This window comes from Streptomyces sp. NPDC002784, assembly GCF_053592135.1.
Genome location: NZ_JBSFVD010000022.1, coordinates 1 through 22,885, shown reverse-complemented (window position 1 = coordinate 22,885; position 22,885 = coordinate 1). Strand labels below are relative to the sequence as shown.

At 68.1% G+C, this 22,885-nt stretch carries 21 protein-coding genes, 1 tRNA gene and 1 pseudogene; 5 read left to right on the top strand and 18 right to left on the bottom strand.

Annotation, left to right across the window (positions count from 1 at the left end; translation table 11 throughout):
- From ettA to ACWD1Z_RS29425, 5 genes are all read right to left on the bottom strand, one after another.
- Positions 1–1,665 (bottom strand): energy-dependent translational throttle protein EttA, encoded by a 1,665-nt coding sequence (gene ettA / locus ACWD1Z_RS29445; protein ID WP_389415984.1) that lies wholly within the window; start codon positions 1,663–1,665, stop codon positions 1–3.
- A gap of 130 nt (positions 1,666–1,795) precedes the next feature.
- The gene (locus ACWD1Z_RS29440; protein WP_451122669.1) at positions 1,796–3,220 is read right to left on the bottom strand and encodes a Cys-Gln thioester bond-forming surface protein; all 1,425 of its coding nucleotides are present in this window, start codon (positions 3,218–3,220) and stop codon (positions 1,796–1,798) included.
- A gap of 259 nt (positions 3,221–3,479) precedes the next feature.
- Positions 3,480–3,944: a single-stranded DNA-binding protein gene (locus ACWD1Z_RS29435; RefSeq protein ID WP_451122667.1), complete on the bottom strand. Its 465-nt coding sequence runs from the start codon at positions 3,942–3,944 to the stop codon at positions 3,480–3,482.
- Between the two features lie 431 nt (positions 3,945–4,375).
- Entirely contained in the window at positions 4,376–6,352 is a 1,977-nt protein-coding gene (locus ACWD1Z_RS29430; RefSeq protein WP_451122665.1) for a GTP-binding protein, read from the bottom strand.
- 3 nt (positions 6,353–6,355) lie between these two features.
- A complete protein-coding gene (locus tag ACWD1Z_RS29425; RefSeq protein WP_451122663.1) occupies positions 6,356–7,963 on the bottom strand; it encodes a dynamin family protein in 1,608 nt (535 codons plus the stop codon).
- 319 nt (positions 7,964–8,282) lie between these two features.
- Here ACWD1Z_RS29425 and ACWD1Z_RS29420 point away from each other — a divergent pair.
- Positions 8,283–8,358: transfer RNA gene (locus tag ACWD1Z_RS29420), tRNA-Arg, on the top strand.
- 179 nt (positions 8,359–8,537) lie between these two features.
- Here the strand turns inward: ACWD1Z_RS29420 and ACWD1Z_RS29415 are convergent.
- The 11 genes from ACWD1Z_RS29415 to ACWD1Z_RS29365 all read right to left on the bottom strand — a co-directional run bounded on the left by ACWD1Z_RS29415 (position 8,538) and on the right by ACWD1Z_RS29365 (position 15,885).
- Positions 8,538–9,932, bottom strand: a complete 1,395-nt coding sequence (locus ACWD1Z_RS29415; protein ID WP_451122661.1) for a tyrosine-type recombinase/integrase — start codon at positions 9,930–9,932, stop codon at positions 8,538–8,540.
- Positions 9,932–10,132, bottom strand: a complete 201-nt coding sequence (locus tag ACWD1Z_RS29410; protein WP_171156200.1) for a helix-turn-helix transcriptional regulator — start codon at positions 10,130–10,132, stop codon at positions 9,932–9,934. The genes ACWD1Z_RS29415 and ACWD1Z_RS29410 overlap by 1 nt, the downstream gene beginning before the upstream one ends.
- A complete protein-coding gene (repSA, locus tag ACWD1Z_RS29405) occupies positions 10,129–11,490 on the bottom strand; it encodes a replication initiator protein RepSA (protein ID WP_451122749.1) in 1,362 nt (453 codons plus the stop codon). The genes ACWD1Z_RS29410 and repSA overlap by 4 nt, the downstream gene beginning before the upstream one ends.
- Positions 11,491–11,600: 110 nt before the next feature.
- Positions 11,601–11,921 carry a SpdD-like protein gene (locus tag ACWD1Z_RS29400; RefSeq protein WP_451122659.1) on the bottom strand — a complete coding sequence of 107 codons (321 nt, stop codon included), beginning with the start codon at positions 11,919–11,921 and terminating at the stop codon, positions 11,601–11,603.
- 22 nt (positions 11,922–11,943) lie between these two features.
- Positions 11,944–12,099, bottom strand: coding sequence for a hypothetical protein (locus tag ACWD1Z_RS29395; RefSeq protein WP_250078368.1), 156 nt, complete (start codon positions 12,097–12,099; stop codon positions 11,944–11,946).
- A 12-nt stretch (positions 12,100–12,111) separates the two neighbouring features.
- Positions 12,112–12,303, bottom strand: a complete 192-nt coding sequence (locus ACWD1Z_RS29390) for a mobile element transfer protein (protein ID WP_451122657.1) — start codon at positions 12,301–12,303, stop codon at positions 12,112–12,114.
- A 1-nt stretch (position 12,304) separates the two neighbouring features.
- Positions 12,305–12,499, bottom strand: coding sequence for a hypothetical protein (locus ACWD1Z_RS29385; RefSeq protein ID WP_400118358.1), 195 nt, complete (start codon positions 12,497–12,499; stop codon positions 12,305–12,307).
- A 17-nt stretch (positions 12,500–12,516) separates the two neighbouring features.
- Positions 12,517–13,167: a DUF2637 domain-containing protein gene (locus tag ACWD1Z_RS29380; RefSeq protein ID WP_451122655.1), complete on the bottom strand. Its 651-nt coding sequence runs from the start codon at positions 13,165–13,167 to the stop codon at positions 12,517–12,519.
- 83 nt (positions 13,168–13,250) lie between these two features.
- Positions 13,251–14,606 carry an FtsK/SpoIIIE domain-containing protein gene (locus ACWD1Z_RS29375; RefSeq protein WP_451122653.1) on the bottom strand — a complete coding sequence of 452 codons (1,356 nt, stop codon included), beginning with the start codon at positions 14,604–14,606 and terminating at the stop codon, positions 13,251–13,253.
- A gap of 3 nt (positions 14,607–14,609) precedes the next feature.
- Positions 14,610–14,966, bottom strand: coding sequence for an SCO3933 family regulatory protein (locus ACWD1Z_RS29370; RefSeq protein ID WP_451122651.1), 357 nt, complete (start codon positions 14,964–14,966; stop codon positions 14,610–14,612).
- Positions 14,967–15,105: 139 nt separating this feature from the next.
- A complete protein-coding gene (locus tag ACWD1Z_RS29365) occupies positions 15,106–15,885 on the bottom strand; it encodes a GntR family transcriptional regulator (protein ID WP_451122649.1) in 780 nt (259 codons plus the stop codon).
- Positions 15,886–15,903: 18 nt separating this feature from the next.
- Here ACWD1Z_RS29365 and ACWD1Z_RS29360 point away from each other — a divergent pair, with 18 nt between their 5' ends.
- Both ACWD1Z_RS29360 and ACWD1Z_RS29355 read left to right on the top strand, forming a co-directional pair.
- A complete protein-coding gene (locus tag ACWD1Z_RS29360) occupies positions 15,904–16,368 on the top strand; it encodes an NUDIX hydrolase (RefSeq protein ID WP_451122647.1) in 465 nt (154 codons plus the stop codon).
- Between the two features lie 567 nt (positions 16,369–16,935).
- Positions 16,936–17,763: a DUF6414 family protein gene (locus tag ACWD1Z_RS29355; RefSeq protein WP_451122645.1), complete on the top strand. Its 828-nt coding sequence runs from the start codon at positions 16,936–16,938 to the stop codon at positions 17,761–17,763.
- A gap of 788 nt (positions 17,764–18,551) precedes the next feature.
- On the opposite strand, the gene ACWD1Z_RS29350 is transcribed toward ACWD1Z_RS29355, so the two are convergent.
- Positions 18,552–19,313 carry a restriction endonuclease gene (locus tag ACWD1Z_RS29350; RefSeq protein ID WP_451122643.1) on the bottom strand — a complete coding sequence of 254 codons (762 nt, stop codon included), beginning with the start codon at positions 19,311–19,313 and terminating at the stop codon, positions 18,552–18,554.
- A 1,102-nt stretch (positions 19,314–20,415) separates the two neighbouring features.
- Between ACWD1Z_RS29350 and ACWD1Z_RS29345 the strand changes: the two genes are divergently transcribed.
- Entirely contained in the window at positions 20,416–21,312 is an 897-nt protein-coding gene (locus tag ACWD1Z_RS29345) for a hypothetical protein (RefSeq protein WP_451122641.1), read from the top strand.
- 294 nt (positions 21,313–21,606) lie between these two features.
- Here the strand turns inward: ACWD1Z_RS29345 and ACWD1Z_RS29340 are convergent, their stop codons facing one another.
- On the bottom strand, positions 21,607–22,107 hold the full coding sequence (locus ACWD1Z_RS29340) for a YfbM family protein (RefSeq protein WP_451122639.1): 501 nt from the start codon (positions 22,105–22,107) through the stop codon (positions 21,607–21,609).
- 56 nt (positions 22,108–22,163) lie between these two features.
- Here ACWD1Z_RS29340 and ACWD1Z_RS29335 point away from each other — a divergent pair.
- A pseudogene (locus tag ACWD1Z_RS29335) lies at positions 22,164–22,790 on the top strand (transposase family protein); the annotation flags it as partial.
- Positions 22,791–22,885: the final 95 nt, after the last annotated feature.

Sequence of the window (22,885 nt, the reverse complement as noted above, 5' to 3'; positions counted from 1 at the left end):
TCAGCCCCGGGTCAGCTTCTTGTAGGTGGCGCGGTGCGGACGCGCGGCGTCCGGACCGAGGCGCTCGATCTTGTTCTTCTCGTACGACTCGAAGTTGCCCTCGAACCAGAACCACTTGGACTCGCCCTCGTAGGCGAGGATGTGCGTGGCGACCCGGTCCAGGAACCACCGGTCGTGGCTGACGACCACGGCGCAGCCGGGGAACTCCAGCAGCGCGTTCTCCAGGCTGGAGAGGGTCTCGACGTCGAGGTCGTTGGTCGGCTCGTCGAGGAGCAGCAGGTTGCCGCCCTGCTTGAGGGTGAGCGCGAGGTTGAGCCGGTTGCGCTCACCACCGGAGAGGACACCGGCCGGCTTCTGCTGGTCGGGGCCCTTGAAGCCGAAGGCCGATACGTACGCGCGGCTCGGCATCTCGACCTGGCCCACATTGATGTAGTCGAGCTCGTCGGAGACGACCGCCCACAGGGTCTTCTTCGGGTCGATGTTCTCGCGGCTCTGGTCGACGTAGGAGATCTTGACGGTGTCGCCGACCTTGATGGTCCCGGAGTCGGGCTCCTCGAAACCCTGGATCATCTTGAACAGGGTGGTCTTGCCGGCGCCGTTGGGGCCGATGACGCCGACGATGCCGTTACGCGGCAGCGTGAACGAGAGATCATCGATCAGGACCTTCTCACCGAAGGCCTTGCTGAGGTTGTTGACCTCGACGACGATGCTGCCGAGCCGGGGGCCCGGCGGGATCTGGATCTCCTCGAAGTCCAGCTTCCGCATCTTCTCGGCCTCGGCGGCCATCTCCTCGTAGCGAGCGAGACGGGCCTTGGACTTGGCCTGACGCCCCTTGGCGTTCGACCGCACCCACTCGAGCTCTTCCTTGAGCCGCTTGGCGCGCTTGGCGTCCTTCTGGCCCTCGACCTTGAGACGGGTCTGCTTGGTCTCCAGGTACGTGGAGTAGTTGCCCTCGTAGGGGTAGGCGCGCCCGCGGTCCAGTTCGAGGATCCACTCGGCGACGTTGTCGAGGAAGTACCGGTCGTGGGTGATGGCCACGACGGTGCCCGCGTACTTGGCGAGGTGCTGCTCCAGCCAGTTCACGGACTCGGCGTCGAGGTGGTTGGTGGGCTCGTCGAGGAGCAGCAGGTCGGGCGCCTCGAGCAGCAGCTTGCAGAGCGCGACGCGGCGCTTCTCACCACCGGAGAGCTTGGTGACGGCCCAGTCGCCGGGCGGGCAGCCGAGGGCGTCCATGGCCTGCTCGAGCTGGGCGTCGAGGTCCCAGGCGTTGGCGTGGTCGAGCTCCTCCTGGAGCTTGCCCATCTCGTCGAGCAGCGCGTCGGAGTAGTCGGTCGCCATCAGCTCGGCGATCTCGTTGAACCGGTCGAGCTTGCCCTTGATCTCGGCGACGCCCTCCTGGACGTTCTCCAGGACCGTCTTCTCCTCGTTCAGCTTCGGCTCCTGCATGAGGATGCCGACGCTGTACCCGGGCGAGAGGAAGGCGTCACCGTTGGAGGGCTGCTCGAGCCCCGCCATGATCTTCAGCACGGTCGACTTACCGGCACCGTTCGGGCCGACGACGCCGATCTTCGCCCCAGGGAGGAAGTTCAGGGTGACGTCATCGAGGATCACCTTGTCGCCGTGCGCCTTGCGCGCCTTGCGCATGGTGTAAATGAACTCAGCCAAGAGAAACCGTCCGGCAGCTTGAAATCAGGCAGTGGGCAGATACACCCCATCTTGCCGCACCGCCACCCTCCGGAGGAAACCCGTTACCTCCGACCCCCCTGACCTGGGCTTTCTCGGGGGCCCGGACCGGTCAGTCCTGTTCCGAGGTCTTTCGTCGCCGGACTATCAGCAGGGCCGCCCCGCCGATCACCACCAGTCCGATCGCCACCCCCGCGATCACGGGCGTCGCGTTGGAGCTGCCCGTCGCCGCGAGGTTGGTGTCGAGGGACGTGCCGCCCACCGTGGCGGGGCTCGGCTCCGTCAGGGTCTGGGTGGAGGTGTTGTCGGCCTGCGCGGCCTCCGCCGCCTGCGTCATGCAGTCCAGGACGCCGGTGAAGCGCTGGGCGAAGCCGCCGGGGCCCTCGATGGTGAAGTCGTACGCCTGGTCCTCTTGGAGCGGGATGGTCACCGTCCGGGACTCGCCCGCGCCGATGGTGTACTCGGTGCCCATCAGCTCGAAGGAGAAGCTCGCGTCGCCTTCGTTGGCGGCCGTGATGTCCACGCCGCCCTTCGCGCAGTTCTTCGTCGCGGACAGCGCCGGTACGGCGCCCCGCTCGGCCCACGTCGCCGTCGCCGTCGCCGACACCGTCGACTCGCTGGAGCCCGCCAGGATCTGCGTCTGGCTGCGGCTCTCGGAGGCGAAGGCGCGGCCCACGGGGACGGTCGTGGAGGCCTGCACCGTCAGCTCCGCGGTGCCCGCCGTCGCATCCTCGGGCACGTCGACGTAGATCTGGCCGCCGTCAGCGGTCGAGGTGACGGGCTTGCCGGTCTTGTCGACGATCCGTACGCCGCTCATGGCCGCGTCCGCGGGCGGCGTCACCATCACCGTTCTCGCGCCGGTACGCACGGTCACCGGTCCGAGCCGCTCGCCGGGGCGCCCGGACAGCGCGGGCGGGTCGAGCGTCAGCGACGCCGCCGGCTCGGCCACGTCACGGGCGCTCTTCTCCAGATGGTCGGCGAGCTTCTCGGCCTGCGGGTCCACGGCCTCGACGTCCGCGCCGTCCGAGTAGCGCCACACCGCCACCTGCGTGCCCGCCGCGGCGTCCTGCTCGGTGAGACCACCCCGGACGCCCGCCTTCTTGGCCAGCGCCGCCAGATCGTTCACCTGCGGGTAGGAGTTCTGCAGGATCCAACGGATCTTGCCCGCGTTCTCGTTGGCCCCGAGCGAGGTCCCGCTCCACGGCGTCTCGTGGTACTTGGCGTCCTTCTGCGTGGGGTTGTGCAGGTCCACGCAGTACGTCTGGAGGGTCCCGCCGCCGTCGACGGACATCTCGAACAGGCCCGCGGAGATCTCCTGGTCGCCGGCGTCGCCGTGTATCACCGCCGTGCCGTACGTCTTCAGGCCGCCTATGGTCGCGGTCGCCCCGCCCTGGCCCCGCGTCGTGCCGTCGGCGGCCGCCTGGCCGCCACCGGTCACCAGCGCACCGGTGGCGAGCAGGCCGGACACCAGCGTCGCGGCGGCGAGTCGGGCCGCACCTCGACCACGCCCGGACGGCACGGCGACAGAAGAAAGCACAGAATTCCCCTTCGAGCAGGACCCGTTGATGTGGGGGTACGGTCCCACCAGCAGAACTACAAGCCCCGAGAGCCTTGTTCGGCATCCTAAGGACCAGGCGCACCACGCTTCCCGGGGATCTCACGGGACAAGCGATCCGACTCGGAATCGTTATCGCGAGGACCCCCTGCGAACAGGGCTTATCGACAAATCCACCGGGGTCTTCGGCACGCACTCACCGATAAGCCGCAGTTCGGTCAACGATCACTCAGCACTGACGTCACGTCACCGCCGCTGGTTCCGCAGCGGGTTGACTCGCCTCCTCCGGCGTCTCCCAGTCCGGCTCCGGACGCGGCGGCGGAGGCGGGCTGCTCACCGCCGGTTCCGGCCGGCCCGGGCGGCGGAAGGCGGAGGTGCCCCGCGCGAGATCGTGGCCGATCGCCACCGCCTCGATGTCGGCCGAGGTCCAGGTCTGCTGCTCACGCACCTCCGAGCGGACCTTGAGCCTGCCCTGCACCAGGACGGGGTCGCCCACCGTCAGCGACGCCGCCGCGTTCGTGGCGAGCTGCCGATTGGCCCACACCGTGAAGAAGTTGGTGTGCCCGTCCGTCCATTCGTTCTTCTCGCGGTCCAGGTACCGCGCGGTCACCGCCAGCCGGAACCGCGCGGATGGCCCCGTCGCGACCTCCCGGTACACCGGCTGCGTGGCCACGTTCCCCACCACGGACACGATCGTCTCGTTCATCGTGCACCCCTCCTGATACGCCGACGGGCCCGTCCCGTACGGCTGCGTCTGTCGCACCGGCGATCGCGTCCTCGCGAATCGCCGCGCAGCCAGACTGCCTCCGCCGGGCCGATCCCGCCGAGCGCTGTGGATCACCCCCGGCCCTGTGGAAAACCCCGCCACTCGAACGGGGCGCTCCGCATCACGCCGTGCGGCCCCCGGACCCCGGCTCCCCACCCCGGCCCGCAGCACCCCGAGCCGTACGCCACCCCACCGAGCCGTACCTCACCGGCCCCCACCCGCATCACCCCGAGCCATACCTCACCGGCCCCCCACCCGCCTCACCCCGAGCCCTACCTCACCGCCCCCACCGGCATCACCCGGAGCCGTACGTAACTCACCCACCCACCCCCACCCGCATCACCCGCCTCACCCGCGGAGCCGCACGCCACTCACCCCACCCCGACCCCCATCACCCGCCCGTACTGCTCCCGAACCTCCCGATACCGCAGCAACTCCGCCGCCACCGGATCCAGCACCCGAGCCCGCCCACACCCCGCGGCAGCCTCCCGAAGCCGCCGTTCCGCCTCCATGCCGTACCGCCGCGCCGGCCCCCGCGCCGCCATCCGGCAGCTCCACTCCACCAGCGGCCCACCGATGATCCCGGCCACCATCAACAGCACCGGCACCCCCAGGTTCGGCGCCATGACACCCACGATCTGCCCCGCCAGCCACAGACCGCCCACCACCTGCAACAGCGTCATCGACGCCTGCACCAGCACCGCCGCCGGCCACCACCCCGGCCGCGGCGGCCGCCCCGGCGGCAGTCCCGCGCGCGCGGCCAGTTCGTCCAGCGCCTCGGGCAGCCCCTGGGAGCCGCGTACGGCCGCCTCCCGTACCGCCTGCGCCCACGGCGCCGGCAGCCCGGCGGACGCCCGCTCGGCGACCGTGCGCACCGCCTGCTCGACCCGCTGGCGCGCGGTGGCCTCCTCGTCCGCCTGGGCCCGCAGCGGAAGCCGTCCCGTCGGGGGCTCGCTGCGGTCCTGGTACCACCGCCACAGCCGCAGCCAGGGCGTCCCGCACGCGCGATTGGCGTTGCGCAGCCACGCGCGCTCGGCGGCCTCGCCCGCCGCGGTGGCGCCGACCGCGTCCGCGAGCCGGGCGGCGAACTCGTCCCGGGCCTCCTCGCTCAGCCCGGTCCGCCGGGAGGTGGCGTAGACGGGCCGCAGCCCCCACCCGGCGGCGTCGACGTCGGCCGAGATCCGGCGCGCGGCGGCCCCGCGCTCCGCCACGAACTGGCCGAGCGCCTCGCGCAGCTCGCCGATGCCGTCCCCGGTGAGCGCGGACAGCGCGAGCACGGTCGCGCCCGGTTCGCCGTACTCGCCGAGCGCGATGCCGTCCTCGTCCAGCAGCCGGCGCAGATCGTCCAGGACCTGCTCGGCCGCCTCCCCGGGGAGCCGGTCGATCTGGTTCAGGACGACGAACATGACCTCGGCGTGGCCCGCCATCGGCCGCAGATAGCGCTCGTGGAGCATGGCGTCCGCGTACTTCTCGGGGTCCACGACCCACACGACGGCGTCCACGAGGGCCAGCACCCGGTCCACCTGCTCGCGGTGCTGCACGGCGGCGGAGTCGTGGTCGGGCAGGTCGACCAGGACTAGCCCACGCAGCTGTCCCTCGGCGTCCGCGTGCTGGCCGGCGGGGCGGCGGCGCAGCCGGGGCGGGATGCCGAGCCGGTCGATGAGGGCGGCGGCGCCGTCGCTCCAACTGCACGCGATGGGCGCGGCGGTGGTGGGCCGGCGTACGCCCGTCTCCGAGATGGTCACCCCGGCCAGCGCGTTGAACAGCTGCGACTTCCCGCTGCCGGTGGCGCCCGCGATGGCGATCACGGTGTGCTGCCCGGACAGCCGGCGCCGCGCGGCGGCCTCGTCGAGCACCCGCCCGGCCTCGGCGAGGGTCCGGCTGTCGAGCCGGGTCCGGGACAGCCCCACCAGCTCGCGCAGCGCGTCGAGCCGCGACCGCAGGACGCCGTCGTACGCCAGGGTGGTCGCCGTCTGCGGCACGGAGGCCCGGCTCTCCACCACGGGCGGGGCCTGCTCCCCGGCGTTCTCGTTCACCCGCCGCGCGATCAGCCCGTCGTCCCACGCGATCCCGGACTCGCCCCCGGCCGTGCCATCCTCCACGCGCGCGTGCTCCCCGCCCTCGGCGTCCACGTCCTTCTCCGGCTCTACGTCCTTCTGCGGCTCTACGTCCTTCTGCGGCTCGACGTCCGTCTCGGCGCCCTTCTCCTCGCCCGAACCGCCCCCGGACGCCTCGGCCTGCTCCGCCTGCTCAGCTTCCTTGGTCTCCTCGGGAACGCTCTCGGCGGCACCGTCCTCGGCGGGTTCCGTGTGTCCCCGGTCGTGGTCCTGGTCAGTGACGGCGGTCACCGGTCACCTCTCCTTCTGCAGTACGGACAGCGCGGCGATGAGTTCGGCCTGTGGTTCCGGGTGGACGTCGAGGGCGTCGAGGGGGGCGAGCCGGCGCTCGCGCTCGGTGTGCATGACGCGGTCCAGGTGGTCGGCGAGGAGCCGTCCGCCCCGGTCGCGCAGCCGCAGCGCGCCGTGGGCTCCGATGCGCTCGGCGAGTCCCTCGCCCGCGGAACGGGCCCTGCGGCCCCCCAGGAGCGCCGTGGCGACGAGGGCGGCGACCACCTCGGGGTCGGGCGCGGGGCTCCGGTCGAGGTCGCGCACCTCGTCCTCGGCGTACTCCTCCAGCTCGCGCCGCCAGCGCCGTACGGCCAGGCCGATGCGGTGCTCGGCGGTCTCCAGGGTGGGGTCGCGGTCCCGGAGGCCGGGGGCGCCCGCCGCCGGTTCGCGGCGCCAGGCGTCGTCGACGCGCTCGTCGGCGGCCGTGACGGAGCACACCAGGAGGGCCACGAGGCTCTCCACCAGGGAGTCCAGGAGTTCACCGGCCGTGCAGTCGAGGGGGAAGGCGCGCCAGCGCTTGAGGGCGTCGCCGGCGAGGACGGCGCCGGACTGCAGACGGCCGCGTACGCGCGCGTACTCGCTGTCGTACGCGGAGTCGACGGCGGCGGTGAGCCGGAGCGCGGCGGCGTACTGGGCGGCGGCGGCGCCGGCCAGCTCGGGCATCCGGGCCTTGAGGGAGTCGAGGACGCCGTAGGCCGTGCGGGCCATCACGTGCTGGCGGGCGGCCGGGTCCTGGGCCTGGTGGACGAGCCAGGTGCGCAGCGGCGCCACGGCGGTGGCCGGGAGGAGGCCGCCGCCCCAGGCCGACTCGGGCAGCTCCGGAACGGTGAAGCGGGGCACGTGGCCGAGGCCGGCCTTGGTGAGCAGGGCTCCGTACTGCCGGGAGACCTCGGAGACGACCTGGTGGGGCACCCGGTCGAGGACGGTGACGAGGGTGACGTCGTACTCCTTGGCGGTGCGCAGCAGGTGCCAGGGGACGGCGTCGGCGTAGCGGGCGGCGGTGGTGACCATGATCCAGATGTCGGCGGCGCAGATGAGCTCGGCGGCGAGGATGCGGTTGTCGGCGACCAGGGAGTCGACGTCGGGGGCGTCAAGGAGGGCGAGACCGCGCGGGAGCGTTTCGGCGGTCTCGACGCGCAGCACGCGCGCGGGGTCCTCGCCGGGCAGCAGGAGGTCGTCGCCGGCCTCCTGCTGGGGCACCCAGACGCGGGTGAGGTCGGGCAGTACGCGCATCCCGCTGAACCAGTGGTGATCCTCCGGATGGCAGACCAGCACCGGAGTGCGGGTGGTGGGCCGGAGCACCCCGGCCTCGCTGACCCGCTGGCCCACCAGGGAGTTGACCAGCGTCGACTTGCCGGCCCCCGTCGAACCTCCCACGACGGCCAGCAAAGGCGCTTCGGGCTCTCTCAACCGGGGCACCAAGTAGTCGTCGAGCTGCGCGAGCAGTTCGTCGCGGTTGGCACGCGCGCGTGGCGCCCCCGGCAGGGGAAGCGGAAAGCGTGCGGCTGCGACACGGTCGCGCAGAGCGGAGAGTGCGTCGATCAGCTGAGGCCGTACGTCCAAGGTCACCACATGTGAAGAATGCCCAATTTTAGGGGAATTCTGAAGCATATGAGCATGTCTGCGCGCCGACGGAACACAAGGGATGGAAGGGATGACTGGGACACCGGCATAGTCCAGGCATAACGAGTGCACAACACCCGGTGCGCGGGACGCCAAAAGCGGTGCACGATTCGCACTTGCCTGCGATTATCAGGACCGCTTCACCGAACCTCCACATCGAGCCACGGAGGCGAAGCAGCAGGGACAAGGACACGGGAGCCCTATCCTTGACCCCGGCAACGTCACGGATCCGCCCACACCCGGGCACCACGACAGAGGCCACACACCGGCCCCCGTAGCTCAGTGGATAGAGCAGGCGCCTTCTAAGCGCTTGGCCGCAGGTTCGAGTCCTGCCGGGGGCGCCATTTCTCAGCTCTCCTCCGGGAGGGCTTTTTTGCTGGTCAGAGCCTGTTTTGCGCGGCGCGGGAAGGCCCCGGGCACTCCCCCACTGATCATGGGAGCACTCCGGGGCCGTCCGGCTGTCACCGGGTTTTCGCGGGTGGCCGTGTCGAATACGTGTCGAAGTCCGCGCCGCCAGAGGCCGTCACTCAGCAGGCGGCAACTCAGGAAGATCCCCGGCAGCTTCAAGCCGCCGCTTGAGATCCGGCAGCTGCCCGTCGACACACCGGGCGTATGTGGCAAGCAACACAGCAACACTGTTCCCTGCCCACTCCGCGACCTGGGCGGGCGGGATGCCGTCGTTGAGCCATTTGGTCAACCGCGTGTTGCGGTTGTCGTAGACACGTCGCCCGGTCGGCGAGTCGAAGACGTGCGGCGGCAGCACGGCCTTACGAGCGCTGCGCCAGGCCCGCCGGATGACGGACCCCGCGAGGATGCCGCCGAACTCCCCCTGGAACAGCAGATCACCCGGCCGGAGCTGCTCGTCCTCGATGTGCTGGCGCAGGATGCGGGTCAGGTCGGGGTGCCCTGGGACAGTGCGCGTCTCACCCTCCGCACGGCCTTTCAAATGGCGCTGCTCGTGGATCTCCCCTGTGTCCGTCCACTGTTTGCCGACCTCTGGGGTCGCGGTGTGGATCAGCAACTCGCACCACTGGTCGGCGGCTTGGACCGGCGGAAGGGTCACGTCCTCGACCCGCATCGCCACGGCTTCCTCGGGGCGGGGCCCGCAGTAGTAGAGCGTGGCGAAGAAGGCATGGAGTCGCTTGCCACCCCGCGGCCGGCGGCGGATCCAGTCGAGGATCGCGGCCGCCTGCTCGGGGTTCAGCAAGGACCGTTTGTCGACGGCGTTCGTGGTCTTCGTCGCACCCGTCGCCTCCTTGCCCTTGGGCAGGATGTTCGCCCGCAGGATTCGCCGCCGGACGGCGTACTGCAAGGCCACGTTGAGGATGCGGCGGTTGCGCTTCCTGGACCAGGCCGCCGCTTGCTTGCCGTCGAGACGGGTGTCGATGGCGCGCAGGATCTGCTCGACACGCTCAGGGTCCTCCCAGACCGAGATGGGGAGGGAGTTCCGCTCGATCCATCTGAGGATCACCGCCACCTCTCGGGGCGCGTCCGGTCGTCGGTTCGTGTTGAACGCCCACTCGCGGAGGGCCGTGCGCACTTCGGCGGCTGCGAACTGAGTGGGCTTGGTCCGGAGAAGCGCGATGGTGGTAGCGGTCAGGGTCTTGGCGACGTTCTTACGGCTGTTGCCGCCGAGTTGAGGCCAGCGGACATCCACGTACTCGACGGCGAACCGGTACCAGCTCATGTCGGCAGCCTTGGAGCGGTGGGACACCGGTAGACCGGTGTTGACCACGAAGGCTTCGCCCTTGCCCGTGGCCTGGATGAGTCCGGAGCGGAAGCCCTCGGCAAGCGCAACGGTGTCGAAGGGCTCGCGCCAACGCTTGCCCGCCACGACCCACCTCACGGTGTAGGTGGTCTTACGGGCGCCCTTGTAGACCAGGATCTTGTAGATCTTGACGTCGAAAGTGGTCTCCATCAGGCAGCGTCCTCGCGGTCGTCGAGCCAGTGGTCGAGATCGCTTCGCCGGATCCGAAGGTCGCCGTTCGGGAGCTTGATGCAGCGGGGCGCGCGGCGCTTGGCCCGCCAGTCGTAGAAGGTCGAGCGGGAGATGGCCAGTTCCTCGCAGACCTCCGCAAGGGTGAGCATCGTGCGTCGTGACCGGATAGCCGTGGTCATTCCGTGCTCCCTTCGGTCAGGAGGGCATCCCGGGCGGTTTCGCGGTTGGTCTGGAGGTCGCCGGCGATCGTGGCGGCGAGGGCGGCTTCGCCAGGGGTGTGGCCGTGGCCGGCGTACTGCCAGTCCGCCAGGACGAGGACGGTGTCCGGCTCGCGGTCGTCGATACCGACGGCATCCTGTGCGGCTCGGTAGTCGGCGCGTGCCTGGCGGAGGGCGCCGAGGGTGGTGGAGTAGGTGCGCGACTTCGACGAGAAGTGCCCGCGGAAGCCGAGCATGTGCGCCCATGCCCAGAGGCGCCGATCCGGGTACAGGGCATCAAGGTCACGGCATGCCCTGATGAGCCGCCGAGTGTGGTCGGGGACTTGGTGGCGGTCGAGTTCGGCGAGTTCGCCGATACGGCGGTCCAGGGTGCCGGTGTTCTCGGCAGCCTTGGTGGCGTATTTGGCCACGTACGAGGCGACGGCCTGCTCGGTGATGTCGGAGCCGTCGCCGAAGGCCTTGACCGGGCGGACGTCGAGCTGTCGGCCCCAGCGGAAGGTGCGGGCGGGTTCGTCATCGGCAGCTGGGACCGAGACGGATGTGTACGGGTGTGCGGCGGCGGCACGTATCGCGTCCGTGAGTAGGTCGACCGTTGCCCAGCCTGGCGGCGGTGTGCCGGGCCCGGCAGGGCCGTCGAGGCGTACGACCGCGTGGAAGTGCAGGGCGCCGCGCTTCTGGAACTCGGCGACCTTGCCGTACGACACGCGCAGATGGTCGGAGAGCTCCCGGCGAGTGAGGCCGGCGCGGGTGGCGAGTTCGCGGCGGAGCCGGGTGGTGAAGCGCTGCCAGAGCTGTCCGGCGTGGTTGTTGAACAGCACGGCGCCCGCGTAGTCGTAGGTGTCAGGGTCGAGGGCAGTGCCCAGCTCGGGCGCGTCGGGGGCGTGTTGGGTGCCGCAGCGGCAGGCGCCGTGGTCGGGGCGGTTGTGGACCTGGCCGAAGGAGGGCGCGGTGAGGGTAGCGAAGACGCGCGGGTGGTCGCGGACGGTGGCGGGGATGTCGCGACGCTCGTCACCGGCAAGGCCCGCGCGGATCAGGTGGTAGGTGTCGCCCGCGTACGTCCAGGCGCAGGCCGGGCAGCGGGAGGCGCGGCGGTTGCCGCAGGCGAGGCGGAGGCGGCCGCCCGGCTCGTCGGCGGTGGTGTAGCGGTGCAGGGTCTCGCCGGTGGTCTTGTCCTTGGTGAGGGTCCAACCGGTGAGGTGGATCGGGTCGGAGCAGCCGCCGGTGCGGCGGATCTGGTCTTCCCACCGGGTGTAGTCGGGGGCCGAGGCGACCCGGAGGAGGTCGCCGAGGATGATCGGATCGAGCAACGGGGCAGGTATGGACGAGGCGCGATGCGCCATGCTGGGGTCTTCCTTCCGGTTATGCGATCGAACAGGGACGGCGCCCGGGCGGCGGATGCTTGGCGGTATCGAGGCCGCCCGGGGGCCGGTCAGCGTTGCTTGGCCTCTGCGCGAACGAGGGAGCGGATCACCAGGGCGCAGACGGCGACCGAGGCGCCGGTGATGGCGACCGCCAGGAGCAGGGAGACCAGGACGGCGCCGACGACCAGGACGACGGCCGTCCCGCCGCCGATGAGAGCGAGGGCGGTGCCGGGGGTGACCTGGACCGTGGGCCGGGTCGGCGCCGAGGGGGCGATCGGGGTCGGGGTCGGAAGCTGCGGGCCCGGAACGACGGTGGTCGGCTCCACGACAGGGCGCGGCGTGACGATGCCGGTGGGCGTGGGGTTGGTCGGGATCTTCGGGCGGAGCATCGGTGTTCTCCCTTCGGGCGTGCTACTTGACGAAGCTGTCGATGACGGGAGCCAGCACGCTGTCGGCGAGGAGGAAGCCGCCGAGGAGGATGACGGCGATGAGCCACAAGGGCGGGCGGATGAGCTTGACGCCGAGGTAGCCGACGGCGAGCAGCGCGAGCCAGAGCGGAACGTCCATCGGGTCGGTCTCCTAGCTGACGCGGCAGCGGTGGGTGCGGGCGGCGAGCTGTGCGGCGGACTGGCTGGAGTAGTCGGCGGACCAGCCGCAACGGTCGGCGGTGCACACGGCGGCGTGCTTGGTGCGGCCGTGGCGGTCCCGGTGGGTGCCGATCTGCACGGGGCCGATCCGCATTACGGAGTGGAAGAAGTCGCGGGCGGGCATGTCAGTCGGTCTCCTCTCGGTTCGCGGTCGGGTCGGGGAAGGCGGCGCGGATGCCGGCGGCGGTGGCCGGGTCGGTGGTGAGTTGGGCGGCTTTCTCGGCGAGCATGAAGGCGAGGTAGGGCCGGTTGGCGGCGGCCATCTCTCGGGCGCCGTCGAGGTAGTCGGCAGCGGTCAGGTCGGCGGGGTCGAAGGTCATCTGTCGGCCTTTCCAGGTCAGGTGAGCTGGGCGGCAATGGCGTCGGCGAGCTGGTGTGGCACGCCGAGGCGGGCGCGGAGGGTGTCGGTGTCGATCCGGGCGCCTGTGCGGGCGTGGTGGTCGTCGGCGACTTTGCGGGCGTGGTCGACGAGCGCGGCCGGCACCGGCACGGCGGGGGTTTCCTCGGCCTGCGGGGCGGCGACGTGTTCGGGCAGCCGCTCCGGTTCAGCGGCGGCGGCCGGTTCAGACAGCGCCTCGGGCTTGGAGTCCGGGGCGGAGGGCGTCGGCGGAGCCGGGGAAGGGGCCGCGGGTGAGTGGGCGAGGAGGGTGCCGCCCATGAAGGCGAGGGCGGGCCAGGCGGCGACGAGGATGCGCAGCCAGTCCGGGACGTCGCCGAGGTCGAGGAGCCCGGCGGTGGCGACGTTGGCGCCGAGCGAGGCAACCAGGGCAATGAGGAACCAGCACCAGGCCAGCCGAGACGGCCCGTCAGCACGCAGCCGACGCCAGGCGGCGACCAAGAGCAGGTCCACCGAGACGGGGTAGGCCCATGCTTTCCATCCGGTCTGCCCGGCAGCGGCGGCGAGGTCGTGCAGGTGGGCGAAGGACAGCGCCCCGGCGATGACGGCCTGAACGAGTACGGCGTCGATGCGGAGAGCGGGGCGGGCCATCACGGCTCCTTCCTGTGATCAGGCATGGCGGGGGTAGGGACCTGGCGCGAAGGGCGCTCGCGCCGACCGTGGGAGGGGGCGAGTCAGGCCGTGGCGGGAGCCGTCTTGGACAGCGGCACACGGGCCGAGGACATCGCGGCGACCGCAGGCCGGAAGGGCGCGAGGGCAGACACGTCGGGGGTGCGGTCGGCGTACCGATTGCAGACGTTCACGGCCTGGCGCAGTGAGGTGTGCGGGGCGCGGATACGGTGCCAGCCACCGGTCGAGTCACCGGCGATGGCGATGCCGCGAGTCTCGGCGGGAATCTGGATGGCGGCGAGGACGGCGTCCGGAGCGATGTCACCGAAGGCCATGTTCGCGCTCGTCTCGTCGTTGACGCGGTGCGCGGTACGGCCGGTGAGCTGGGCACGGAGCATGGTGATGCCCTTGCCGAGTTCGGAGCCGAAGCGCTGCCCGCAGATCTCCAGGTAGACGCCGGCCGCGCGACCGAGCTGGGCGAGGCGGACCAACGCGGTGACGATCCGGTCCCGACGCTTCTCTTCCTCCTTGCTTGCGAACAGCGCGAGTTCGGCGACCTCGTCGACCAGGACGACAACCGGCACCGGCCGCAGGTCGTCGGGCAGATCCCAGATGTCGGCGGCGATCTCCGCATCCGGTACGGCAACGCTGATCCGCTGTTGGGCACGGATGAGTTGGTACACGTCCTGCATGTGGGACACCAGTGCCTCCAGCAACTCCAGCGCGGTATCGGGATTGTCGGCGAGAGCGGAGAACCGGCGGGCCAGCGGAAACAGTTCGACGCCTTGCTTGCAGTCGATGCCGACCAGCGCGACGTGTTGTGAGGCGAGCCCGGCGACGAGGTTGCGCTGACAGACAGACTTTCCGGACTCCGTAGCGCCGAGGGTCAGACCGTGCGGGACGGCACGGTAGTCGCGGTAGTGGACCGAACCGTCCTCCCGCAGAGCGACCGGTATGCGCATAGGCCGGGTGTCGGTCCTGGCCGGCATCTGCACCCGCTTGAGCACGTCGTACCCGGTCATCCGGATCTCGACCACACCGGAGCACACCTCACGGGAGGTCACGCCGTACATCCCAAAGGAGTGGCGCAGCCGGTCAGTGGCGGCAGCGACGTCGAAGGCGTCCTGACCCGGCCGAAGTTTGAGCCGGAGGACCAGCCCGGTACGGGTGGGCCGTAGCCGCAGGATGCGCGGTGCGCGGGACTCCGGTGCCGGGCGATTGGCCAGACGGGCCAGCATCAGCCGCCAGCGCGAGGGCGGGACCGTGAGCCCGCAGGCTTCCATGACGGAGGCGTAGCGGACCAGGACGCGCACGGCAGCGAGGGTGACCCCGAAGGTCAGCCAATACCAGGCGGGACGCCGCCACCGCAGGAGAGCTGCAGCGGCGACGACCACCAGTAGTAAGACCGTCGGCCATGTCATGGCTCAGGCCGCCTTCGAACCCGTGCTCATGGTGGCCAGCGAGGTGACGGCGACCGCGCGGAAGGCGATGCCGTGCCGCTTCTGACCGTTGAACTCGTTCTCCCACGGCCGGGCGACCAGCCCTGTGAGGGCGGCCGGGGTGCCCATGGTCAGGTCACCGGAGATCCCGGTCTCCGGGACGGTGACGGACAGGATCTCGACCTCGTCGTTGGCCGCGAACATCACGTCCACGGTCATCAGCTTCGCGCCGGTCTCGGCGTCGGTGGCGATCTCACCGGTACGGCGGTCACGCACCTTGGGCTGCGGGGTCTTGGCGACCATCACGGTCGCGGCGGAGGTGTCGACAGGGATCTGACGCACAGCGGAACACTCCTCTATAGATGCTGGACTCCGTCACTCATGTACATGAGTGACATGAAGAAGAGTGCACCACTCCTATACATGAGTCAACCTGCCGCGACTACGAAGTCACGACGAGCTGAGGGGAGTTGAGCGGGCGTCAGTCCGCGGCTGGGATCCGGTACTCGAAAACGAACTGGTCAGCAGCCATGAGCGTGTCGCAGACCTCGACCACGAGCCCGGCCGTCGTACGGGCCTCCCGGATGAGGTGCACCACCGGCGCACCCGGACTGAGCGCCAGCTCGGTGGCTTCCGCCTTGGACGCCGGCCGAGCTTGCAGCGTCTCGACGAACTCCGCGAACTCATGCCCGTGGTCTTCGAGTCGGGCGTAGATGCCACCGCCGCCGGGGTTCTCGGCGAACAGCTCCGGGATGTCCTTCACGACGTCCCACGGGAGGTAGGAGGAGGCGGTCTCGACCGGAGTGCCGTTACGGAAGTAGAGCCGCCGCCGGGCGAGCACCTGGGTGCCGACGGGAACGCCCAACCGCCGCGCGACATCCTCGGGAGCCTCCATGGGCCCGATGTAGAGGACGCTCACCTTCGCCGTGGCACCGGACTGTGCGGACTCCGCAAGGTACGCAGCCTTGCCACCCTGCCGGAGCGAACGCCGGAAGCGGTCGGAGGAGCGGTGCCGCACCGGCGGCCGGTCCTTCACGATGGAGCCCTTGCCGTGCCGGGTCTCGACGAGCCCACTCGCCCGCACCTCGACCATGGCCTTACGAATCGTGCCGCCAGACACGCCGTAGCGATCAACCAGCTCCGACTCGCTCGGCACCATGTCACCGGGCTTGAGCACACCAGCCCGGATCTGCCGCACGATCTCATCGGCGATCTGCACGTACCGAGGCCCGGACCTGCCCCCTTCTACCGCAGTTCCCATAGCCCTTCCCTGCCTCCTATGCTCCTGTACATGAGTCAACCACAGGAAGCGACGTCGCCACCCCGGCACTCCGTATCCGTAGCCGGAGTAGTGGTGCGCGAAGACGGACGCCTCCTGGCGATCCGCCGAGCCGACAACGGCACGTGGGAGCTCCCCGGCGGCGTACTCGAACTCCACGAGACCCCAGAGGCCGGCGTAGCCCGCGAAGTTTGGGAAGAGACAGGCATCCACGTCGAGGTCGACGAACTCACCGGCGTCTACAAGAACACCACCCGCGGCATCGTCGCCCTGGTCTTCCGCTGCAAGCCTTCCGGCGGCACCGAACGCACCTCAAGCGAGTCGACGGCCGTCTCCTGGCTCACACCCGACGAGGTCAGCGCCCGCATGTCCGAGGTCTACGCGATCAGACTCCTGGACGCCATCGACGGCAACGGCCCCCACGTACGAAGCCACGACGGCAAGCGACTGATCCCAGCGGGATAAGACTTTCCCTACTTCATCAAGGCCCGCGCACGGCGCGGGTGCGCGCCGCCTCTGCGGCGCGGCCTGCCTCCTGTCTCCGCCCCGGCTGGCCGCGCCCGGCGGCGCGCTACGCGCTGCGGGCAGAAGCGAGGAAGTCATCCGCTGGTCAGAGACATGCCTCCGGCGGGGGCTCTCAGGCTCCGAGATGGCGGGGCGCCGTTCGCGGGTGCCGGCCATGAGTGGCGGGCGCGGGGAGCTCCCATCCCGTCTGCCGTCGACCCAGGCAGAGCCGAGCAGACGCGGCCCCTGGCGTCCAGGTCGTTCGTACAGTGGCGCGCTCCACCTGGACGCCAGGAACCACGCCCGCTCCACGGTGTGTGGGCCGACGGCAGACGGGATGGGAGCTGGGTGAGTAGTTGGCGGATGTCTAGATTTGCCTGCGCTGGTTGACCAGGGAGATTGCTCCCTCATCCAGGAAGATCGACAGCGCACAGAGAGGTGCGAAGCAATTCGCCCAGAGTCCTACGTCTTCACCTGCTGGAGCAGTAGGATCCCCTCCTACCCCATGTTCCACCGAAAGAGGAAGTAATGCGCCTACTTGATTACCTCTACCTGGACACCACGAAGTTGAGTGATTACATGTCGGCTGTTGACCCCGGAGTCCTAAAGGAGATGAGGGAAACCACAAAAACACAGCAGAGCGACACGGAAGAGGCAGAGTCTTTCCTTAACCAGATTCCCGCGGACACCAAGAAGGCAACGAGTGAAAGCACGCACGAAAGAGTCCTCAGCGCATCAGAGAAGAGTTCGTTTATCCGGCTCTATGAAGCAGTCAGGAGCAGCCTGAAGGCGTACGATGAGGATACTGAGGTTAATCTTGCAGAGATCGAGAAGAGGGAGTTGATTGAAGTTACCAGAGACTTCCAACCGTCTCCCCTGAGTCAGATGATCGACTCAATTCTAGAATTTGCAGCCATGGCTCAAAACATGGGAGCAATGGATGATTCCGACGAAACCAGAGCGGCAATCCACGGTATTACCATGCTCTTTCGAGGGCACGATGCAACACAGAAAGAAGTGCCAGTCGTTTCTTCGGTCGACGAGTTCGAGACGTCGGTATTCTTTCTGGCTCACCGAGAGTACATCTTGCGCGGAACAGAATCACTGGATGGCGAATCGACGCTCGTAGGTAGGGTCGAAAAAATCGTGCCCTCAGGCCAGGAAGTCGACCTTTTCGATGCTCTGAAGATCCTCCCTCGGGCAATGCGACGCGGCCAAGCGGGCGTTGACCTAAAAAACAGCCTGAAGGACGCCTTTCGCTCCTGGCCGCAAGACCTAGGTGGGCCGATCTCGGATGATGCATTCACATTGCCCGGGCCTTTGGTGATCGTATCTCCGCTTGCAGTTTTTCGGTGAGTCCGGTGATGGAAACCATGTCAGCACTGCTAACGCGGAGCAGCGGCGACGGGCTGACATTCAAAGATGTCGCCACTCCAATGATCGCTTTCACCACGTTCTTGTTCACATTGGCAACCTTCTGGTGGAACAATTGGCGGCGCGGCAAGTTGCATGTGGACCACCCCCGGAGCTTCATACTCAAGCGAATTGACGGGCATTTCCTCATCAGAGTACCTATGATTCTTCAGAATTCTGGAGCGCGGACTCTATCAGTGGTAGCCATGCGCTTGCGAGACAAGGAAGGCAATGTGGCCGCCTTTACGCGACTACATGAGGCCATGGACCTTGATAGCAAAAAATCTACGTTCGCCACAGGTTTCGTAATCGCCGGTAGGGATTCAAAGGAAATGGTATGCGAGTTCGATTCAAGCGAAGACGACTTCATGAAGCCAGGGGCGAATGACCTTCATCTAGACGTGCTTTTTTCGAGAAGGAAAAGATGGACCCCTAACGGGCTGATCCGCCTGAGCGCCGATAGCGATCTACTCGAAAACACCAGATCGCGAAACATTCCTTTTGACAATTCTGCTTCACTACCCCGCGCCCTGAGAAGGTCCTTGCTGCTTAGGCGCTGACCTCTCGGATTTTGACGCACGGTAACGATGAGCACCGGCTCCGGCTCAACAAGCTAAGGCAGCGCCTAGCTTCCTAACCGCTGACGCGACAGGGCGGAAATGCAGCGTTAGGGCAGTGGCATCCGCTTGTACGAGACAGTCGTTGCCACCCAGCATCGTCACCCTTGATGCTCAGCTGTCACCATTGTTCCACTCATCACCAAGCACCCAGCGCAAGGCCGACAGTTCCCCAAGCAGGTAAGCGACGTTCCAGCGCTCCTGCTCATCACCCTGGATGACAAAGTCCGGGTCGTCCTTGTACTGCTCCTCCATCTTCCGCATGGCGTCCTTGACCATCTGATCGAGCTTGGGTTCCAAGGGTTCCCGTTGACCACTTTGCACGAAGTGGTAGAGCAGCTCCTTGCGGTAGTACCAGAGCTTGTCTGTACGTCGTTCTTCGGCAGCAAGGATCTCTGCCTCTGTACGAGGACGAGCATCGACGTACCGAGCGACAAATTCGTCTTTGCCTTCTAGCAGCTTCTTAAGCTGAGGCCGCTCCCAATGCTTGATACGGAAGGGGGGCCTGTTGTTCAGCTCGTAAAGCTGGAGGTGGTCCTTGCATGGGTTCGACAAGTAGTTACTCACGATAACGAGTGCTACGTCTGCTCGCTCGGCGGCAGCCCAAGTGAGCAAGCCCGCAATCTTGTCTGGTGGCACGCCTTGCTTGTAGTGCTTGCAGTCAACGAACCATCGTTCGACGTGGTGAGTCCCGTCGAACTCCTCGATCGAGCGCTCCGCCACGATGTCTCGTCCGTGGTCAGCTGGGCTGGCATTGAAGCCAGTGCCCTTACGCCAGTCAACGTTCACGAAGCCGAGCTCCTGCATCAAACCGAAGCAGAATTCCTCAAACTGAGTGTCCGCCATGTCGTCGTATGGCATCTCATCATCAAGCACGTCGCCACGCTAGCTGGCAGCGCGGCAGCGGTATACCGCAACGCCAGAACTACTTCCGCAGGCTCCCTCGCAGGACCTGAGTGGAGGACCCAGCGCTCCACTGCCTGCCGGTGTAGCCTGTCCTAGCGCCGGGCATCAGTTCTGCCCGAAGCCGACGAGCTAACCAGCTAAGCGCCTGGTCCAGTGACCAGGGACGCTGAAGGTGCAAGCACTTGTGCCAGCTGGGACCCAAGGTAGTCGCCAGCAGACTCTTGCTGGCTCGGGCTGAAGCGCACAGCCCCGGAACACTCACTCCGGGAGCCTGTGCATGCTTCTCCCGGAAGCGCTCCAGGCCCCCGGAGGACGACCTCAGGAGCCTCTATGGATCTGCTCGCGCAACTCATCACAATTCTCACTGCCCTGCTTGGACTTGGGCTACGACTCGATGCATGGCGCCGCCGGCGGCGAGGTCAAGCAGACGAGGACTGAGCATCAAGCTGGTGCGACGGTGGCAACCGGTGAGTGTCCAACTGCGTGACAACGCCAGCGAACAGCGGCGAACGACTGCGGACGCTGGCGGACCTTCAGCGCAGGTGAGAGACCCGCCGATCCAAGGCAGAGCGCCTACCCAAGTTGCTTCGGGACAAAGCGATCTCGTGCCCAACGGGAAGCCTGTGGGCCATGCGTGGGCCAACGCTCTTTGCGCTCTCAGTGCTTGACTCATAGGTGCAGGTCAGGGCGCTGCGTTCCCTGAACTCGCGATGCTCTTGAAAGCCGTCATGGCGAGGGCCCACGGCTCACCTTGGCAAGGGCAGTCATGGTTGGCTGACCACCAGTTTGTGGCCGGCGGCCGCGGCTTCGGTGCCACCGAGCGCGGTGACCGGGTGGCGCAGAGCGTCCAGGACGCGAGCGATGTTGTATAGGACCTCCGCGGGCGCGGCTGTCTCGACGATGTCCGTTGAGGAGAGCGAGCGAGCCAGGAAGCCACGGAGCGCAGGTCCAGCGAGCGGCCGCAGCCTCACCGGGCGTCGGGCTCGTCGTGACTACTTCCCTACCCAGTATGGGGAGGTAACGGCCATTATTCTCCCCGGAGTCGCGTCTCCCGCCGGTACGCTCACCAAGCATGACGATCACCCCGCGGCAGCGCTTCTCCGTTCGCGTTGGCCTTGCCTCCGTCGCAGGCGACGGCCCCTACGACGGCGTCGCCGACCATCTCCTCGTACCACTGCAGCACTGGCTGCTGGGCGCCCTACACCGTAAGACACGAGGCGAGTTCGGGCCGGAGTCTCACCCGGACGAGGAGATGGGGCGAGTCATCTGCCTGCGTCTGCGCATTGCCGCAGATGGCGTGTACTCCCCTGCTGGATCCATGTACGTCAACGTACTGGCTGCGCAAGAAGGAGTAGACCTGCTTGACGCAGTGGACGCACTGCTGGCGTACCGGGTCGAACATGGCACGACTAACCCAACCGAACTGACGGACCTGACCAAACTCCTTGACGAGGGCGGGTCCGCCTACCGGATCACAGATGCTTTGGACGGTCTGGAGGAGCGGGTCATGCCTGCGGTGCGGGACGCCATCCGCCAGACCATCGCCGACGCAGCAAGCAATCCCTCGGCTGGCTCCTCCGCCGACCATCTGGCTACCGCATGGAGTGCGGCGTATGGACGGCGCCCCGACGCTGTGCGCGCATACAGCGAGGCCATCAAAGCGGTCGAATGCGCCGCACACGCGATCATCCAGCCGAACCACACACGGGCAACCCTGGGCACAATGCTCGGCGAGCTCAAGGGCGCGGCCCGACCCAAGTTCACCACCGCACTCACCACCGCGGGCAACGCCGACCCGATCGCGCCGGTGGAGGCGTTGATGCGCGCATTGTGGGACGGGCAGACCTCCCGGCACGGCAAGCAGACAACCACCGTCCCCGAGACACTGGCAGCCGCACGGGCCGGCGTCCATCTCGCCGCCACCCTGGTGCAGTGGTTCTCCTCCGGGGCCGTCGCTCGCACCCCCTGATTCAGAGGACAGCAGTCGGGCGCGGGCTGATGGCCCCGCACTAACCTCGGGCTGCACCGCGGCCAGGGGCACGGTACGTGAATGGCCGGCCCGTATTGACCGCCCAGCCGAGAGGGTCGGGACGAAGAGGTCGTGCCAGAGCCGTGCCAGATCGTGCGGGGAGCCACGGGGATTGGCAGGGACCAGGTCGTCGGCCAGTCAGGTCTCCTAGCCGGTCCACCGCATGTCAGCGTGGCAGCCATGCACAGAGAACCCAAGCTTCCCAACCTGAGGTCTCACCGTTGTCTTCGTCCGTCAGTCCAGCCAGACGAGCATCGCGTCGTCCGCCCTGGCAGCAGCCTCGAAGAACTGTGTGAGGCCGTCGTACCAGGGGCGCCCCCACTCCAGCGCACCAGGCTCACTCCACCCGAGGGGATACACCTCGGCGCTGCTCAGCTCAGCAGGATCCACATCACTGATCAGCTCGGCATAGCTGGTAGCCCGCAGAGCTTCCGCCGCGAGCTGGACCCGCTCAGGTCGCAGGTACCTCGGAGGCCCGTACCCCCAGTCCTCATCCTCGGCGAATGGCTCCTCACCGTGGATCACGTTCACGGGGAACTCGGCGCGCGCCAGGAGGAAGCGGAGCATGTCCCAGGTCTTGTACGTGCTGAAGTGGCGCGCTTCGGCCGGCGCAGGCTCCGTCTCCTCCTCGGCGTCTTGGACCTCTTCGACGAAGTCCAAAGCCCAGTCTGGGTCTCGGGTCGCCCGGTCAAGCTCCGCAGCCGTGACACGCAGATACTCACCGATCATGCTCATGGCTGGAGACTAAGCGTTGTCCCGTAACTGCTGGTCACGGGTGAGATGATCTCGTCGTGGCTGGTGTGATCACGGCGTCGGAGCCGTCTTGGATAGCCCCGTTCACCGGGCTGAGCCCGCGTCAGTTCGGCAAGCTGATCACCGCGTTGCGGCGTGAGGGTGCAGATCCGGTGCGCAAGGGCCGGCCGTGGAGCCTGCCTCTGGAGGACCGGGTGCTGCTGGTCGCCGCGTACTGGCGGACGAACCTGACACTGCGCCAACTGGCGCCGCTGTTTGGGGTCTCGAAGTCCGCGGCCGACCGGATCGTCGACCACTTTGGCCCGGCGCTGGCCCTGCAACCTCGCAAACGGTTCCGCAAGGACACCGTGCTGATCGTGGACGGCACCTTGGTCCCCACCCGCGACCACAGCGTCGCCGAGCAGTCGAAGAACTATCGGTACTCGACCAATCATCAGGTGGTCATCGACGCCGACACCCGGCTGGTCGTCGCGGTCGGCCGGCCGCTGCCGGGAAACCGCAACGACTGCAAGGCGTGGGAGCTGTCCGGAGCGAAGGCCGCCGTCGGCCGCACGACGGTGATCGCCGACGGCGGCTACCGGGGTACCGGCCTGGTCATCCCGCACCGCCGCGAACGCGGCCAGGCAGAACTTCCGGCCTGGAAGGAGGAACACAATCGCTCGCACTGAGGTTCCCCCGAGATGCGGAGTGTGTTGACAGAGGGTCAGATGGTTCTCATGAGAGGAACATCGACCATGGCCGCCCCCAGAAAGTACTCGCT

What these genes read in the sequence shown, in the direction of transcription:
- ACWD1Z_RS29435 (WP_451122667.1), bottom strand. Translation starts at nt 3,944, where the DNA reads ATGAACGAGACGATCGTGTCCGTGGTGGGGAACGTGGCCACGCAGCCG.
- ACWD1Z_RS29415 (WP_451122661.1), bottom strand. Translation starts at nt 9,932, where the DNA reads ATGGAGACCACTTTCGACGTCAAGATCTACAAGATCCTGGTCTACAAG.
- ACWD1Z_RS29410 (WP_171156200.1), bottom strand. Translation starts at nt 10,132, where the DNA reads ATGACCACGGCTATCCGGTCACGACGCACGATGCTCACCCTTGCGGAG.
- ACWD1Z_RS29400 (WP_451122659.1), bottom strand. Translation starts at nt 11,921, where the DNA reads ATGCTCCGCCCGAAGATCCCGACCAACCCCACGCCCACCGGCATCGTC.
- ACWD1Z_RS29395 (WP_250078368.1), bottom strand. Translation starts at nt 12,099, where the DNA reads ATGGACGTTCCGCTCTGGCTCGCGCTGCTCGCCGTCGGCTACCTCGGC.
- ACWD1Z_RS29390 (WP_451122657.1), bottom strand. Translation starts at nt 12,303, where the DNA reads ATGCCCGCCCGCGACTTCTTCCACTCCGTAATGCGGATCGGCCCCGTG.
- ACWD1Z_RS29385 (WP_400118358.1), bottom strand. Translation starts at nt 12,499, where the DNA reads ATGACCTTCGACCCCGCCGACCTGACCGCTGCCGACTACCTCGACGGC.
- ACWD1Z_RS29380 (WP_451122655.1), bottom strand. Translation starts at nt 13,167, where the DNA reads ATGGCCCGCCCCGCTCTCCGCATCGACGCCGTACTCGTTCAGGCCGTC.
- ACWD1Z_RS29375 (WP_451122653.1), bottom strand. Translation starts at nt 14,606, where the DNA reads ATGACATGGCCGACGGTCTTACTACTGGTGGTCGTCGCCGCTGCAGCT.
- ACWD1Z_RS29365 (WP_451122649.1), bottom strand. Translation starts at nt 15,885, where the DNA reads ATGGGAACTGCGGTAGAAGGGGGCAGGTCCGGGCCTCGGTACGTGCAG.
- ACWD1Z_RS29360 (WP_451122647.1), top strand. Translation starts at nt 15,904, where the DNA reads ATGCTCCTGTACATGAGTCAACCACAGGAAGCGACGTCGCCACCCCGG.
- ACWD1Z_RS29355 (WP_451122645.1), top strand. Translation starts at nt 16,936, where the DNA reads ATGCGCCTACTTGATTACCTCTACCTGGACACCACGAAGTTGAGTGAT.
- ACWD1Z_RS29345 (WP_451122641.1), top strand. Translation starts at nt 20,416, where the DNA reads ATGACGATCACCCCGCGGCAGCGCTTCTCCGTTCGCGTTGGCCTTGCC.
- ACWD1Z_RS29340 (WP_451122639.1), bottom strand. Translation starts at nt 22,107, where the DNA reads ATGAGCATGATCGGTGAGTATCTGCGTGTCACGGCTGCGGAGCTTGAC.